Here is a 15,899-nt window from a genome sequence, read left to right on the forward strand (position 1 = left end):
TTAGACGTTTGATACGAGAAAAGGTTTCAATCATTTCGTCGGAAGAATCCATAGACACCCGCTGTCTGAATAACATTCGTAAAGGCATTCTCGTCTACTTCATGGATAATCCGTTCTAAATCATACAACTCATATCTGGTTATAACTAAATATAACATATACTTATCCTCTTTTGTATAAGCACCCTTAACCGGCAATATCGTAATTCCGCGAATCATCGTATCATGAATTGCTTGTTGCAGCTCATCCGCTTTTTTCGTTACAATCATAGCAGTTACTTTTTCATGACGAGTATGTATGCCGTCGATAACACGAGTTGTTACATATAATCCTACCAAAGTATAAAGTGCGTTCTCCGGTTCGTTTAAAATACCTGCTACAACGATAATCATCCCGTTAATCGCCATTAAATAACCACCAATTGGCTTGTCCTTCATCCGAGATAATACCATTGCGATAATATCAGAACCACCTGTGGAAGCACCCCATTTCAAGGTAATCCCCACACCGACACCAGCAATAACTCCACCAAATACAGCATTAAGCAGAATATCATTAGACAAAGTAACAATTGGTAACACCTCTAAGAAAAAAGAGGTAGCAATAACCGAAAGAAAACTGTAAATCGTAAAGCCTCTTCCTACCATTAACCAACCAATAATAGCTACTGGTATATTAAGAATAAATAGAATAATACCGGTACTTGCAATTTCTACTCCTAAGTAATCAGAAAAAATAGTAGCTAAAATTTGTGAAATACCAGTAAAGCCACTAGCATATACATTTGCACCAATTAAGAAAAAATTAAGACCAATGGCGTTAAGTATCGCACCAACTATTACAATCGTTATTCGTTTTGCTTCCATTAAAAACATGCTGTTCATCCCTCCTGTTTACGGAATCCACATGATTCCATACCCTTTTATATGATTAAATAATCTTTTTTGCACAAGAATAGACTATACTAGAATCTGACCTAGAAACCAAGTACTTTTAACCAAAAAGTTTGTAAATTTGTTTTGACGTAGCTGTCCGTTAAGCTTACACTTATATTAAGCTAAAATACGATCATCATACATGATCTAAAAGGAAAAAGGAGGGGTTACATTGACTGTAAAAATTCTTGCAGATTCTGCTTGTGATCTTTCATCTGAAGATTTACATCAATTTGATATCGAAGTATTGCCACTGACAGTCCAACTAGATGGTGAAGATTATGAGGACGGTGTTTCGATTTCATCTAAAAAAGTATACGATGCAATGCGAGAAGGTAAAGCTCCCAAAACCGCACAAGTCAGTCCACAAGTTTTTAAAGATACCTTCGAAAAACATGCCAAGGCAGGTAACCAGGTCTTATATTTAACTTTATCATCCGAACTGTCTGGTACATATCAAGGTGCAAAATTAATGGAACAAGAAGTAAAAGAAGAGCATCCTGATTTTAAATTACATGTTGTCGATACCAAGTGTGCATCAGTAGGATATGGACTTGTTGTCCTAAGAGCTGCTGAGTTAGCTCAAATAGGAACAGGCTTGGATGAAATACTCGATGTAAGTAAGTATCACTATGAACATATGGAGCATATTTTCACTGTTGATGACTTAGAATATTTGTACCGTGGAGGTCGTGTCAGTAAAACTGCCGCTTTTGTTGGTACATTATTAAAAGTAAAGCCTTTATTACACATGGAAGATGGAAAGCTGATACCATTAGAAAAGGTCAGAGGTTCAAAAAAAGTGTACAAACGCATGATCGAAGTGATGGAAGAACGTGGTAAGGACCTAGAAAACCAAGTAGTCGCGATCAGCCATGGGGATGCACTTGATACAGCAGAACATATCGCAAACATGATCCGTGAAAAATGGAATGTCAAAGATATTAAAATTAATATGATTGGTTCTTCCATCGGTGCTCATGCTGGACCAGGTACAATCGCTCTATTTTTCTTAAATGATTCCCCAAAATAAAAAGTACTGATAATTTTTACTGGACACTTTTTGGTGTTTTCTGGACACTTTTCGGTGCTTTCTGGACACTTCCATAAATTTTCTGGACACTTTTAAAAATCCTTGCTTCCAAATCGGAGCAGGGATTTTTACGTATGGTGTTCTTCATTTTTGCCATACTAGGAGAAAAAGTCTCAAGGAGTGTAAGTAATGTCAGCAAATCAGAAGAAAGAAGTATTACCTAAGCAGCATCAAGATCGACAACCTGGCTTTGAATATAAGATGACTCCCCTTCCTGTTTCCTTAAATGAAAATTACCAAGGGAGTAATAAGCTAAAGGATAAAGTAGCGATCATCTCTGGTGGTGATAGTGGAATTGGCCGTTCTGTTGCAATTCATTTCGCAAAAGAAGGAGCAAATATAGCCATTATCTATTTTGATGAAGATCAAGATGCCAACGATACGAAAAAAATGGTCGAACAACAAGGTAGAGTATGTAATTTATTTCGAGGAGATATCTCTCATAGTGATTTTTGTCAGGATGTAGTAAAAAAAGTGATAGGTGAACATGGGAAAATAGATATCGTAGTAAATAATGCTGCTATTCAATATCCTCAACAGGATTTTCTCAAGATTACAGATGATCAATTAGAAAAGACGTTTCGAGTAAACATTTTTGGTTATTTTTATCTGACGAGAGCGGCACTCCCTCATTTAAAACAAGGAAGTGCAATTATAAATACTTCCTCCATTACTGCTTTTCAAGGTAATGAAAGTCTAATCGATTACTCCAGCACTAAAGGAGCGATCACGACTTTTACGAAATCACTAGCAAAATCACTGGTATCACAAGGAATTCGCGTGAATAGTGTGGCACCTGGACCAATCTGGACACCACTTATTCCAGCAACTTTTGATGAAAATCAAGTTGCCACTTTTGGATCTGATTCGGAAATGGGTCGACCAGGTGAATCATCGGAAGTTGCACCAGCATATGTCTACTTAGCAAGTAATGACGCAAGCTATGTAACAGGTCAGACGATTCATGTTAATGGTGGAACAATTATTTAAAACAAAGTAAATGAAGCATTTTTCATTTCATGGCAAAATACACATAATCTGTTGGTACACCTCGTTCACCTTGTTGATGAAGCATCGCTGATATATTTCCACGATGATATGTTCCATGATTAACGACATGATGAACTAGATCAACAAGTGTGAACGCACAAAGACCATATTGAGGATGCTCAGCAGTGATAGTGTGCTCGGGATTATTTTGATGACTAAAAAAGTGGTAATACTCGGTTGAAAGTTCTTCATACAACACTTCTAAATTTTTGATGATATTGCTTTACTCTTTCTAAACTGTTATATGCTTGAATACTATCGGAAGAAGTCATGAAGCCAGTCACACCCTCTCATTTTATGTAATATTTTACCACAAACAACCTTGATTTTTTCACCAATTAAAAAGATTTAACCGTTTCCTTTTTTCAATATTTAGTGTAAAGTAATATCCTTAAGAAACAAATGAAATGAAAGAAGGAACAAAATGAATCAGACAGAGACGAAAAAATTAAGTTTGTTTGCCTTAACATGGCCCATTTTTATTGAAATTTTGTTACATATGTTAATGGGGAATGCAGATACGTTGATGTTAAGTCAGTACTCCGATCATTCGGTTGCTGCGGTTGGTGTATCCAATCAAGTATTATCTGTTGTGATTGTGATGTTTGGCTTTGTTGCTGCTGGGGCCTCGATACTCGTTGCACAAAATCTCGGGGCAGAACAGCCGAAGACAGCAGGAAAGATTGCCGTAACATCGATTAGTTTAAATTTATGGTTTTCATTAGGATTAAGTATTATTTTGTTTGCTTTCAGTGACTTTATTTTAGGTTTGATGGACTTGCCTGTAGAACTAATGAATGAAGCCTCTACTTATATGAACATCGTTGGTGGTTTTATCTTTGTTCAAGCATTGATTATGACAGTTTCGGCTATTTTACGAAGCTATGGGTTTACGAAAGATACCATGTTTGTCACGATCGGGATGAATATTTTAAATGTGATTGGTAACTATTTTGTTATTTTCGGTCCTTTTGGATTTCCGGTGCTTGGTGTCGAAGGAGTTGCCTATGTAACCATGCTTAGTCGATTTATCGGATTTGTTATCTTATTATTTATCTTAGCGTGGCGTAGTGAACGACAGCTTCCTTTCTCATCCTTTTTCCGTTATGAAAAGAGTCACGTGAAAGGGTTATTACAAATTGGCATACCTTCTGCAGGGGAACAGTTATCATATAATGCTAGTCAGATGGCAATCACCTACTTTATTGCACAGATGGGAACGATTGCGATTACAACAAAAGTATATGTGCAAAACTTAATGATGTTTATTCTCCTATTTTCCATCGCCATAGGCCAAGGTTCACAAATTCTGATCGGTCATATGATTGGCGCGGGAGATATAGAAAGTGCCTATAAACGTTGTATCAAAAGCTTGAAAATAGCCATTGTAATCAGCACATTAATGGCAATTATTTTCTATAGTTTCAGTTCGCAATTACTTGGCATTTTCACGAATGACGAAGCCATTATTGAACAAGGTATGCTCCTTTTACTCATTACGATTATTCTTGAACCTGGTCGGGCATTTAATCTTGTCGTCATTAACTCATTAAGAGCTGCTGGAGATGTTAAGTTTCCTGTTGTGATTGGGATTGCTTCGATGTGGGGAGTCAGTGTTACCTTTGCTTGGTTCTTTGGTATCTTTTTAGATTTAGGATTATTAGGTGTTTGGATCGCCTTTATTGCTGATGAATGGCTTCGAGGAGTATTTATGCTAGGAAGATGGCGGTCGCGAATTTGGGTAAAAAAAGCATTTGTTACAAAAGAAACACAATCTGTAGTGAAATAACAAATCTTCACTATTAACAAGGCAAAAAGCATACCAGTACACATAGTGAATGGTATGCTTTTTTGCTTTTATAGACAGAAATAAGACTTCTATTTATCAGTAACCTCTAATGCTTGTTTTGCCGTTTCCACATACTCTTCCATGCCAGAAACTAAGGCAAACTCAGCAATGGCTACTGGATATGCAGCACTTAATTCCATAATATGTTCTTTCATCAATGGCCAGCTATAACCTCCCGCTTCTTTGTAAGCATCGATCAAGGAAATAAGCCCATCCTCACCAAAAAGTTGATAGTAACCTACAAAATCAGTCGATATATCTGTTACCTTTACTTCTGTCCAGTCAATTATGCCAGTTACCTTGGCATCCTCATCAATTAAAAGGTGACCTGCATGGATATCTCCATGAATGAAACCTGTTCGTTTTGGCCACATTTCATCATTATTCACCCATGCTTGCCAACGATTCCATAAAGCTTCTCCTACCCCGAATTTTTCCTTCACAGCCTCCATTCTTTCGATCATAGACTGTCTCGCTTCTTCTGGGCTGTGTACAATTAAGTCAGCTTTTGCTACTTTCTCTAATGGAATGGTATGAAGATCTGCCAGAGCAATTGCTAATGTTTTATGAAAATTAGTTGGTACATGGTTAATATCAATTTCCCATACATAATTTTGAATTTCATGATCAATTGTCCCAGCGGGTATCCCATCTAATTTCTTATATGCAATCAAATCATCTGCATATATCGACCAATTCGGAGCTTGAAAAGTAGATACATGTTCATTCACTACATCTAAAGCTTCTTTCTCCACTTTCGTTCTCGGCATTACATCTGGTCTTCTCGGAATGCGTAACGTCCACTCTTCTCCTTCCTGATCTTTTGCAAATACAACCTGAAAATCTAGCCCTGATTCATTAAATTCTAAAGAATCCTCTTGCAATGGAAGACCTTGCTTCCTTGTTATGTCCATCACTTCTTGTACGGTTTTACTCACTTATCATCACATCCTAGTCATATTTTTCAAATAAAAAAACACAGGTGTACCATCCTGTGCTGAATAATCGGATTATCGCTTGGTGAGTTATAAAATCATCCATAAAGACATAACAAGAAAACCGTATTCAAATAAAAGAATCCTGTTCACTCATTACGAATTATATATTGTGTTTTTATGATGATTACTTAAAAATAGGCAGACCTATCCGATTACTCTACACACAGGCAGAGCATTTAAACACTATAAAATTAGTAGCGTAAAGATTAAAATCGGATTCTAATATAGCAGATACCCATTTTTAAGCAACCCTCCGTTCCTTTAAGTTATGAAAATTATAACAGACGTACCTATATGTTGCAATATGAAGAATTTATTTTCAGAGTGAAGCTATGAAACTCTTCAGAACGAATTTAATTCTCATATAGCTTAAAACGCTTGGATTAAAATATTTATCCAAACGTTTTATGTGCAATTATTTATTCTTTAAGACTTAATTTTTCAAGTTTCTGAACGGAATGTTTTGCCTACCTCTTTACCTAGTTCAAAGTAATGCCTAAAATTATATATTAATGGACTCCATTTTGATGGATCGATATAGATTTCATTTTGTATTATTCTATCTTCTGCATGGAAATGTAATACTTGTGCTTCAACAATTGCAAACAATGGATTATATTCAGGGATTCGAATATTTTTAACCAATGCTTCCATTTGAATAGGACATTCTTTTATCCGAGTAGGTAAAACAGTTTTTGATTCTAAGGGAGTTAGCTCTGATGATTCGTATTTGTCTTTTTTATAAGTGAATCCTATCTCTTGCTTATAAGAGGGGGTATCTTTCTTTCCGGTATAAGAAGAGATTTTTTCAACATTTTCCCAAAGGTTTGGACTGGGTAAATTAATAACACATTCTTTATGTCTTTCTAAGTTTTCGATAGCCTTCCCTCCAAGTCCTATTCCGAGTACAATGCAGTCACCAAGTGCCCAAGACGAAGACATTGGGCTTATGTTTGTTGTTCCATCTTCATTCAACGTGTTAAGAAGTAATGTTGGTGTCCCATAATACATAATTTTAGGCTTGATTTCTTTAAAACTTAAAGTGTCCTGATTTGTTGTCTTATTCAAGTTTTTTTCCTCCTTTAACATAATTACATTTATATTGTAAATCTTTAAAATTTCAACTATCATCGAAATATGAATGTAAGGAGGGAAAATGATGAATCCTAATGTTTCTAAAATCGCTTCATTATTATCAGATCCAACTCGATCAGCTATTTTACTTAGTCTTATGGATGGAAGTATCCACCCAGCAAGTGAATTAGCTTCTATTGCAAAAGTGAAACCTCAAACTGCAAGTTTCCATTTACATAAAATGCTAGAATCTAACCTTATTAATGTGGAAAAACACGGAAGACACCGTTATTATAAGTTGATTAATAGTGATGTGGCAAAAGTGATAGAACAAATGTTAAGTATTTCGCCTAACTCTCCTGTTACTTCATTTAGAGAATCCAGAGAACAAAAGGCAATCCATTTCGCCAGAACTTGTTATGATCATTTAGCTGGTTATTTGGGTGTGCAGATTACAAATTCTCTAATGGAACAAGGTTATATAAAAAAGGTAGAGTTAAACTTTGAAGTAACACCAGAAGGCTCCAAGTTTTTTCAAGACTTTGGCATAAATCTAGAAGAACAGGAAAAGAAACGGAGAGCATATGCGCGTTGTTGTTTAGACTGGAGTGAACGACAACATCATATTGCCGGAGCGTTGGGAAATGCTTTGCTATTACAGATGCTAGAACGAAAATGGATAACACGTGTGCCCAATACACGGGCTGTTAAAGTAACTCCATTCGGGAAAGCTGAATTACAAAAACTTTTTAACTTCGACGAAAATAACCTTAGTGAAGAAAGTTAGGTTGTGAATGTATAACGAAACGCTTGGATATGAAAATTAAAATACTATCCAAGCGTTTCTCTTGTCAATAAAGATACTAATATTAGCAATAATTATACTTCGAAACTATATGTTATTTGTGATGTGATTTCAAGGCTTGTCCACCTTACAAGAACAACTATAGTCTACTCTTGTCTTTATACTTACTCCTGTCGCATTTTCCGATTCTTCACACTAATCGCCACAATAAACGCTACGAACCCACCAAGAATCACAATCATCATAGCAATAAAGAACCAGTTAAACCCAGTATCTTCTTCTAAAACAAAGATATTACTTGTTTCACGTTCTAAAATCACTCTATATGTACCATCATTTTGTTGTCTGACAATGTTATCTTCCAGCAATCCCTTTAGTTGCATATCCGCACTAATTCCTTCCAGCGAGGCAACCTGTGTTTCGGTGTCATTATTAATCGCAATATACATCGTTTGATCCTCAGCACTTCTCTTGTAAACAGACATCGCACCTGCTTGGGCTATCAGTTCTATATCGCCATTCTTTAATGCAGAGGAATCTTGACGGATAGCTGCTAACTTTTCTAAATGCTGAGTTATTTCTTCGTCCTCTTTATTTAATTCAGCCATGCGGTGATCTGGTTCATCTACACCATTATCCATTGGCACTTCTACTCCCTGATAAACAAAAGAAGATCCTGGTAATGTATAAAGCAATGTAGAGGCAAGTTTCCATCTTGTGACAGGATGAAAGCCTTCTTTGACTGTTTCATGCGTGAAGCGTGAAGTAAGTGCAGATTCCATGTAATGGAAACCATTTATCTCCTGTGTAAGTAGTGGCTCAAGAGACTTTCCGGGTTGTTTGAGAATATCAACCACTTCCCTTTGAAAATCATGGTCGATTTGATTCTCGTCTTCTATTCCATCCACTATTAAAAACGCATCTTCTTTCTCTGCTTGTATCCGTTGACGTAGTTCTTCAATAAAGGATGGTGGTGTCTGTTCATCCACATAAACATGGAACCCATCAATTCCCGTACTCTTGATCCAATAAACAGCTGTTTCTAAGAAATATTGCTGTACATCTTCATTTTCTAAATTAATGGTTGGCAATTCTTCATCTAACTGATTCATAGATGGTTCAGCTACCCAATCAGACTGTTGTTTTACCCAAGCATGGTCATCAGCTACATGAGTTAAAACAAAATCTAGGATAACTTTCATATCATGTTCATCTACTTCTGCAACTAAATTTTGCAATTCTGCTATATTCCCAAACTGCGGATCCACACTTTGCGCATCTAAAAGATCAAAACCATGATAGGAACCCGCCGTCATGACAGGACTTAAATTAAGTGTAGTTATCCCTAATTCACTTAAATTAGGAACTCTATCGATAATGCCTTGTAAATCCCCGCCATGGTATGCAGTAGGATCATCAATATTAATTTCTATATCATTGCTGCTGTCTCCATTTACATATCGGTCTACTAAGATATAATAGATTCTTTCTCCTGTTTGTTCTTCTGCCATTACGGTTATAGTTGGGATGAAACACAGGAATAGAACCATAACTAGTAATACTTTTCTTATGTAGTGCATAATGGTCCCCTTTTCTCAAAATATATTCGTCTTCTATTATCCTAGACAATCAAAGAAAGTCAAATCCCTAATCAGAAAATAAGATGAAATTTTTGTGACTAAAAAACTCCCTATCTTATCATGATAGAGAGTTTTGATAATTTTTCTTTACTTTTTCTCGTGCTCGGTAAATGATAATAAGTCCGATTAAAAAAAGAATGGGTGTGAGATAATAGAGAATGTTGCGCCAGTGAAAAGGAACTCGTTCGACAAATTCGGCTTTAAGATACGTTCCTTGTTCTTCCACTGCAATGGCATCGTTAATGTCTGTGCCTTCCATTTTGAAATACTTTGTACCTATAGGAAAATGATTCGATGCATTGCCATAAAACTTGCCGGTGTGGTCATCTGCCTGGGTGGTTACTTCTCCAACCGATTTGCTGATAAGAGCAGCATTGATTTGTTCATCGGTAACTTCATATACGCGGCCATCTAACACAACAAACGTATAAGCCCAAGACAGTGCATGTAACGTGGTAGGAATTAGAAATAGAAGCAAAATACTGATCCATAATTTCTTCATAACCGTCACTACTTTCATCCATTTTCGACATTATCGCATCATACATCAATCATAACATTGTTTTCCTGCAGCCAGTATTCTATTTGTGCGATATGTGCCAGCAATTGTGGTCCTGTCATTAATTGACCAAACCACGGTGCACTAATGTTTGCTGCTTTCTGGTCGACCAATCCTTTTACTTTGGAGCGATCTAATATCTCAAATATGCGTGCATTCTTGTCATTGATAATCTCGTTCATCCAATTGGTGACTGCATTTGTATAAGCCGGGTGGTGTGTTTTTGGATAGGGACTTTTCTTGCGGTAAAGAATTTCATCAGGCAAAATTCCTTCTAACGCTTTTCTTAGAATTCCTTTTTCCTGATTACCGTGTGTTTTTATTTCCCAGGGAATATTCCATACATATTCAACAAGGTGGTGATCACTGAACGGCACACGTGCTTCAAAGCTTGCACCCATACTCATGCGGTCTTTGCGGTCTAACAACGTAGGCATAAACCACTGCATATTCAAATAAAACATCTGTCTTCTTGCTGTTGCCTCTTCCCCTTCTCCATCTAATAATGGAGCTTCTTTTACGGTATTTTCATATCTTTTCTTCGTATATGCTGACAGATTTAATTGTTGACTCACATCTGCTCGCAATAGATTTTGTCTGACTTCTGAAGAACGAATCCATGGAAAACCTTCGCGATTAAGATCATCCTCCCGATAAAACCAAGGATAGCCACCAAATATTTCATCCGCACATTCACCAGATAGTGCAACAGTCACTTCTTTTTTGGTTTGCTCACAAAACCATAATAACGAAGAATCAACATCAGCCATCCCCGGGAGATCTCTGTATCGTACTGCATCTTTTAATAAATCAACCAATGTAACATTGTCTATCACAAAGTTATGGTGCTCGGTTCCCAATGACTGTACCATTTTTTCGATATAGGTTTTGTCCTGATTGGGCTGGAAACTGCTTTTCTTAAAATATTTGTCGTTATCCTCATAATCAATGGAAAAGGTTTGAAGAGCATCTTTTTGATTTTTTTCGAGATATTGTGCTGCTATTGCTGTGATTGCACTGGAATCGACTCCACCTGATAAGAAGGTGCCAAGCGGAACATCGGATACAAGTTGTCTCTCTACTGCATTCACTAATAAGCTACGAACTTTTGCAGCTGTTTCTTCTACAGAATCTTCGTGTGGTTTACTTTCCACATTCCAATAACGTCTGGTTTTCCATCCATCGCGGTTGAATATGCCAACATGTGCTGCACGTAATTCCTTCATTTTATCAAACACACCATGCCCTGGAGTACGTGAAGGACCAAGTGCAAAAATCTCGGATAATCCTTCTTCTTTAATAACAGGATCTACTTCATCATGAGCGAGAAGCGCTTTTATCTCAGAGCCGAACAATAGTCCATTTTGATGTTCCTTGTAAAATAAAGGTTTCACCCCAAGACGATCGCGAGCGAGAAATAATTGCTGCTTTGTTTGATCCCAGATAGCATATGCAAAAATACCGTTTAACTTCTCGACGTGTGCCTCTCCCCATTCGATATAGCTCTTCAACAGGACTTCTGTATCGGAGTGAGAATTGAATTGCCATCCTTGTTTCAACAGTTCACTGCGAATATCCTCTGTATTATAAAGCTCACCATTATACACTAATACGTATGGATGCTGGTCTTTGGTATGGCACATTGGTTGCTTACCACCGGCTGGATCAACAACAATTAATCGCTGATGACCGAAGCCGACGTGTGTCTCAAAATAAAAGTCGGTTTCATCTGGTCCTCTATGGCTGATCTTGCTTGCCATACGCTGTACTTGTTCCCGTTCGTTCTCAATATTTTTGGTGAAGTCGATCCAACCTGTAATCCCACACATACTGTATTGACACACCTTTCCCTATCATAGTAACTCTTATTAATGTATGCAGCATTAGTGAGAAAATGAACATGACTTACGATTTTAACTATATAGAAAAACTATAAATAGCTTCGCAAAAATCGATAAATGGAGGTTATTCTAAAAAATAACGTTTCTGTCCATAAAAAAAGATCACGGATTTTTCTCCGTGACCGAATTTACCCCATAAATTGAACTCCAAACGGAAGTCTGCCAAAACCTAGAATTAGTACGATTAAAAAGGCGATGATTAGTTGTATCCAAGCACTTTTTGCAGGTTTAGATTTACTTGTCTTGATTAATAGCATTTCCAGTGCACCGATTACCCAAATTCCAGCAATCATTTTGACTATTACTTCACCTAGTATGCCGGCTGAATTTGTATATACAGCGATATTGTTAATAAATAATAGGAAACCAGTGATAATAATCAATAAGTAGTCTAATCTTAAAATCATATGTACAATTTTTCCTGCTTTACTTTCGTTTTTGTACATGGCATAGGATACAAATAATAGAATTAATCCCACTACCCATGCTGTAATGTGTAAATGCGTCATCTTTTGTACACCCCCAAATTGTTTTCAATACATTAATCATATCATGGATGGTGATAGATTTCATTGTTCATCTGTCACTTCACTAGATTGTTATAAATTTGTCATCCAACTTATTAAGTTTTTTGTTAGATGTTGCTTGTTTGTTCAGAAACACCTTCATCTTTAGGGATTCGTTTGTTTGGCAACTTCTTTTTATAAATTAAACTTCTCCATAACCATTCTAAAGGTCCACGTTTATATTTTTTCAGCCACCAATAACTGAGAATAATTTGTACTGGATATACGATAAGTCCGACTGCTATTGTTTGTAAAGGGGTCAGCTTACCATATAGTCCAAATCCGATGGAATAGAATAGCGTCACACCGATAATCGATTGCAGAATATAATTAGATAGTGCCATTTTACCGACATACCCAATAAGCCTGAAGATTTTTTTAAGTTTATCATAAAGAAAGGCTACAGTTATCGCATAAAAAATCGCAGACGCAAACCCTCCGATTGTATCTTGTAACAACGAAAACCATAATGGATTACCAAACGTATACGGACCTGCTTTAAATAATACAAATAGAATAAGCGAGCCAATCCACCATTTTTGCAATGTTTTTCTATATGCTTGTAAATCATGCAACCATTTATTTCGGGCAAAAAGTAAACCAATTAAAAATATCGGCAATATATTAAAAGTTGTAAAGATGAAGTTAATCACCTGATTACTGTATAACCAGTCATTGGCATTCTGGGATAGGATATCACCCCAGCTACCTGCCCCATAATGCTGATTCGCATTTTCAATAGCGGCCCTATTCGCCAAATTGCTAATATCTCCAAATGAACTAGCTAAAAATAGCAAGCTCGAATACAAAAGAGTCGGAACCAATAAAATACATATACTCCACACAACTAATGTGACATTTTTTCGATTTAAAAATAATAGTAACAAAAATCCAATAACCGCATATGTAATAAGAATATCACCATACCAAATAAAAAAAGCATGAATTAGACCAAATCCCAGTAAGACTAATAATCGTCGCACCAACCATTTTCGAGGTGCATCCACATTTTTAGCAAGTAAGTTTTCATAAATAATTTGCATCCCAAATCCAAATAAAAAAGCAAATAGTGAATAAAAACTAGCTTGGAAAAATATATCAATGATCGCTTGCCAAAACCCTGGTTCACCTATCCCCCAAAAGTTGTTACCATTACCGTACATAAAATACGGCCCATGAAATGACAGTAAATTCACCATAAAAATGCCAAAGATCGCAAATCCTCTTGCGGTATCAATCCATGGTAATCTTTTTGAATCTGCTAATGGTGAAGCATTATTCACAGTTTTTCACTCTCCCTAATCTTTATCTGCATTCATTTTATCACGGTGCTAATCGCCTGTAAGTCCCCACTTCAAGTACAGACGCTACTAACACCCTGATAAGTTTCGCTATTGTGCAGTGGGGGTTAAAACCCAAAATAATCATAGTCTCACTATATCTTATTTAGCAGATATTAACTAGCATTATTAGGAAAACCGGTACACTATTTTCACATATTGCTGAAGAATTCATAAAATAATTATGGAATGATGTATCAACGTTAGGATGATGTCTATGCCCGCAATTGTTGGTGCTGTAAAAGTTATCAACATTGGTTCTTCCAGCATTTTCAATATTGGTGATATTTACAAAGTACAGCCATATACTCAAGCCAAAACCTTCGCTGGTGGTGGTTCCTTTAATAGCGGAGATGGCATACGTGTACACCTGGAAAATGCACAAACAACAATGGTCGACAATGATGAGTTTGATCAAAATTTAACTGGTATATAGTAGGTGATGATGTGAGTCTAACAGTGAATCAATCGATCTATATTCATTTTTTAAAAGTCGGAAATATTACTAATTCGTCTGTTTTACAAATTGGGAGTACTGGAAAAATGCAAGCAGTTTCTCAATTATACAATACAGGTGGATATGAAGAACCCGCTGAAGAAGCAGTTCCTGAAGGAGTTACAGAACCATTAGTTCCTTTATCACCGTTTTAAACATTCTCGTAAGGAGTGATTTCTGATGGATTATCAGATGATGGTATATTATATTACCCAATTACAACAGCAAGTCCAGCAATTATATAATCACATCAACTCCTTAGAGAATCGTATCCAACAATTAGAACAACAAAATTCTCCTAATAAAAATACAACGATTGAAAAGTTAGAATACCATTTTGATCAATTAAAAATTGAACGCTTGGACGGAACACTTCATATCGGGGTAACCCCTGAAGATTTACAATCTATGGATGAATTTTCTATACCTAATCATAACGGCGGACCATTACCACCTGTACACCAAGCATTAGAACAGTATGTTGACCAAGAATTACCTGGATATTTACAATCATTGGAACAGCAATATCATTGCCCTTTAGATTCGGGTTATCGGCAAAGATTATTAGACGATATTAAACAGCAGATTGCCAGTAGGATTGCTCATTATCAACAAGCCAATGTCCCTCCTGAACAAATGAATCAACATATTCTGTCTAATGTAAAACAAGAATTTCAAATAGGTCTTAGAAAATGGTTCGAACACAAGCAAAAGGAGTAAAACATCATGCATTATAAAGTGAATAATTGGAATGTAGGAGTTGGAAATATATCAATTATCGGTGTGTCAGGTTCCTCTCTTTTTATCGTTGGAGACAGCCATGAAATACAACTATCTTCACTATTTGATACACCACCTGAATCTTTTATTGTAGGTGCTGATACTAACGAAAGAGAAGATGAGCTTATTGATCATGATGCCACGAACGACTAAAGTTAAGCAAATAAGAATAAATAGTGTATCCCGTAGTTCCTTATTTCAAATTGGCGACGCAAAAGAGATAGAACCCCATGCCGACATTCTTGCAGTACAAAAAGAAGGTGGTGTCTCCTCTGACAAAGGATTTGAATTAGACCAATATCCAATTTTCCGTACAACACTGCAAACCATACCTGATCCAGAGGTAGTAGTAGGTGAACATTGCCATCATCATAAAAATATTTCTGTTACTACTATTGATATAACTGGGATTTCTTCATCCGCCATTGTCCAATTAGGGAGCAATAAAAAAATTGATTCACTTGCTCGTCAAAAACATATTCGGATTTTAAAAGCTGAAGATGAAGAGAGGCGCAATAGATAGCTGCAACTTATTGAAATTAAGTTAAATAGCGCTAAACAGAAAGGTTGTGATAGTTTTGCCTTCGATTGTAGGTCCAATCAAAATTAATAGTGTAGGCGGTGGCGTAATCAATTTTGGTGACAGCTTTTATTTAGCACCAAAAAGTGCTGAAAAATCTGCTTCTGGTGCTGGTGCCAATAATACCGGAGATTTCTTAAACACCAATACTGGCTTTAATATTACCAATGCTGTTGATCCTGACGCCGTTGATCAAATAGTAGGTGGGAATGCATAAGGAGAATGATTCTCCT

General features: G+C 36.4%; 19 protein-coding genes. 10 read left to right on the plus strand and 9 right to left on the minus strand.

Features of this window, described 5'->3' with window-relative positions:
* Positions 1-26: 26 nt before the first annotated feature.
* A complete protein-coding gene (locus GI584_RS17020; RefSeq protein ID WP_153791959.1) occupies positions 27-875 on the minus strand; it encodes a YitT family protein in 849 nt (282 codons plus the stop codon).
* Between the two features lie 232 nt (positions 876-1,107).
* Between GI584_RS17020 and GI584_RS17025 the strand changes: the two genes are divergently transcribed.
* Positions 1,108-1,968: a DegV family protein gene (locus GI584_RS17025; RefSeq protein WP_153791960.1), complete on the plus strand. Its 861-nt coding sequence runs from the start codon at positions 1,108-1,110 to the stop codon at positions 1,966-1,968.
* Positions 1,969-2,157: 189 nt separating this feature from the next.
* Complete coding sequence (locus GI584_RS17030; protein ID WP_153791961.1) at positions 2,158-3,018, plus strand: SDR family oxidoreductase; 861 nt, start codon at positions 2,158-2,160, stop codon at positions 3,016-3,018.
* A gap of 22 nt (positions 3,019-3,040) precedes the next feature.
* On the opposite strand, the gene GI584_RS17035 is transcribed toward GI584_RS17030, so the two are convergent.
* Positions 3,041-3,277: a DinB family protein gene (locus GI584_RS17035; RefSeq protein WP_228552267.1), complete on the minus strand. Its 237-nt coding sequence runs from the start codon at positions 3,275-3,277 to the stop codon at positions 3,041-3,043.
* 225 nt (positions 3,278-3,502) lie between these two features.
* Between GI584_RS17035 and GI584_RS17040 the strand changes: the two genes are divergently transcribed.
* Entirely contained in the window at positions 3,503-4,867 is a 1,365-nt protein-coding gene (locus GI584_RS17040; protein ID WP_153791963.1) for an MATE family efflux transporter, read from the plus strand.
* An 89-nt stretch (positions 4,868-4,956) separates the two neighbouring features.
* Here the strand turns inward: GI584_RS17040 and GI584_RS17045 are convergent, their stop codons facing one another.
* Complete coding sequence (locus tag GI584_RS17045) at positions 4,957-5,865, minus strand: macrolide 2'-phosphotransferase (RefSeq protein ID WP_153791964.1); 909 nt, start codon at positions 5,863-5,865, stop codon at positions 4,957-4,959.
* Positions 5,866-6,366: 501 nt separating this feature from the next.
* Complete coding sequence (locus GI584_RS17050) at positions 6,367-6,936, minus strand: flavin reductase family protein (protein ID WP_228552435.1); 570 nt, start codon at positions 6,934-6,936, stop codon at positions 6,367-6,369.
* 148 nt (positions 6,937-7,084) lie between these two features.
* Between GI584_RS17050 and GI584_RS17055 the strand changes: the two genes are divergently transcribed.
* Positions 7,085-7,786 carry an ArsR/SmtB family transcription factor gene (locus GI584_RS17055; protein WP_100359590.1) on the plus strand — a complete coding sequence of 234 codons (702 nt, stop codon included), beginning with the start codon at positions 7,085-7,087 and terminating at the stop codon, positions 7,784-7,786.
* Positions 7,787-7,968: 182 nt separating this feature from the next.
* Here the strand turns inward: GI584_RS17055 and GI584_RS17060 are convergent, their stop codons facing one another.
* From GI584_RS17060 to GI584_RS17080, 5 genes are all read right to left on the minus strand, one after another.
* Positions 7,969-9,384: an alpha-amylase family glycosyl hydrolase gene (locus tag GI584_RS17060; RefSeq protein ID WP_153791966.1), complete on the minus strand. Its 1,416-nt coding sequence runs from the start codon at positions 9,382-9,384 to the stop codon at positions 7,969-7,971.
* Between the two features lie 118 nt (positions 9,385-9,502).
* Positions 9,503-9,946 (minus strand): hypothetical protein, encoded by a 444-nt coding sequence (locus GI584_RS17065; RefSeq protein ID WP_153791967.1) that lies wholly within the window; start codon positions 9,944-9,946, stop codon positions 9,503-9,505.
* Positions 9,947-9,984: 38 nt separating this feature from the next.
* The gene (asnB, locus tag GI584_RS17070; protein WP_153791968.1) at positions 9,985-11,832 is read right to left on the minus strand and encodes an asparagine synthase (glutamine-hydrolyzing); all 1,848 of its coding nucleotides are present in this window, start codon (positions 11,830-11,832) and stop codon (positions 9,985-9,987) included.
* A 200-nt stretch (positions 11,833-12,032) separates the two neighbouring features.
* Positions 12,033-12,413, minus strand: coding sequence for a YisL family protein (locus GI584_RS17075; RefSeq protein WP_153791969.1), 381 nt, complete (start codon positions 12,411-12,413; stop codon positions 12,033-12,035).
* A 125-nt stretch (positions 12,414-12,538) separates the two neighbouring features.
* Complete coding sequence (locus GI584_RS17080; RefSeq protein WP_153791970.1) at positions 12,539-13,753, minus strand: DUF418 domain-containing protein; 1,215 nt, start codon at positions 13,751-13,753, stop codon at positions 12,539-12,541.
* Positions 13,754-14,027: 274 nt separating this feature from the next.
* Here GI584_RS17080 and GI584_RS17085 point away from each other — a divergent pair, with 274 nt between their 5' ends.
* Genes GI584_RS17085 through GI584_RS17110 form a run of 6 tightly spaced genes read left to right on the plus strand, consistent with a single transcriptional unit; the run spans position 14,028 to position 15,883 of the window.
* Positions 14,028-14,246, plus strand: a complete 219-nt coding sequence (locus GI584_RS17085; RefSeq protein ID WP_153791971.1) for a spore germination protein — start codon at positions 14,028-14,030, stop codon at positions 14,244-14,246.
* An 11-nt stretch (positions 14,247-14,257) separates the two neighbouring features.
* Positions 14,258-14,461 (plus strand): spore germination protein GerPB, encoded by a 204-nt coding sequence (locus GI584_RS17090; RefSeq protein WP_153791972.1) that lies wholly within the window; start codon positions 14,258-14,260, stop codon positions 14,459-14,461.
* A 25-nt stretch (positions 14,462-14,486) separates the two neighbouring features.
* Positions 14,487-15,026, plus strand: coding sequence for a spore germination protein GerPC (gene gerPC / locus GI584_RS17095; RefSeq protein ID WP_153791973.1), 540 nt, complete (start codon positions 14,487-14,489; stop codon positions 15,024-15,026).
* A 6-nt stretch (positions 15,027-15,032) separates the two neighbouring features.
* Complete coding sequence (locus GI584_RS17100; RefSeq protein ID WP_100359579.1) at positions 15,033-15,239, plus strand: spore gernimation protein GerPD; 207 nt, start codon at positions 15,033-15,035, stop codon at positions 15,237-15,239.
* Complete coding sequence (locus tag GI584_RS17105) at positions 15,220-15,609, plus strand: spore germination protein GerPE (protein WP_157801841.1); 390 nt, start codon at positions 15,220-15,222, stop codon at positions 15,607-15,609. The genes GI584_RS17100 and GI584_RS17105 overlap by 20 nt, the downstream gene beginning before the upstream one ends.
* Positions 15,610-15,664: 55 nt before the next feature.
* Complete coding sequence (locus tag GI584_RS17110) at positions 15,665-15,883, plus strand: spore germination protein (protein WP_100359577.1); 219 nt, start codon at positions 15,665-15,667, stop codon at positions 15,881-15,883.
* Positions 15,884-15,899: the final 16 nt, after the last annotated feature.

Origin of the sequence: Gracilibacillus salitolerans, assembly GCF_009650095.1 — a bacterium.
GTDB classification, from domain to species: domain Bacteria; phylum Bacillota; class Bacilli; order Bacillales; family Amphibacillaceae; genus Gracilibacillus; species Gracilibacillus salitolerans.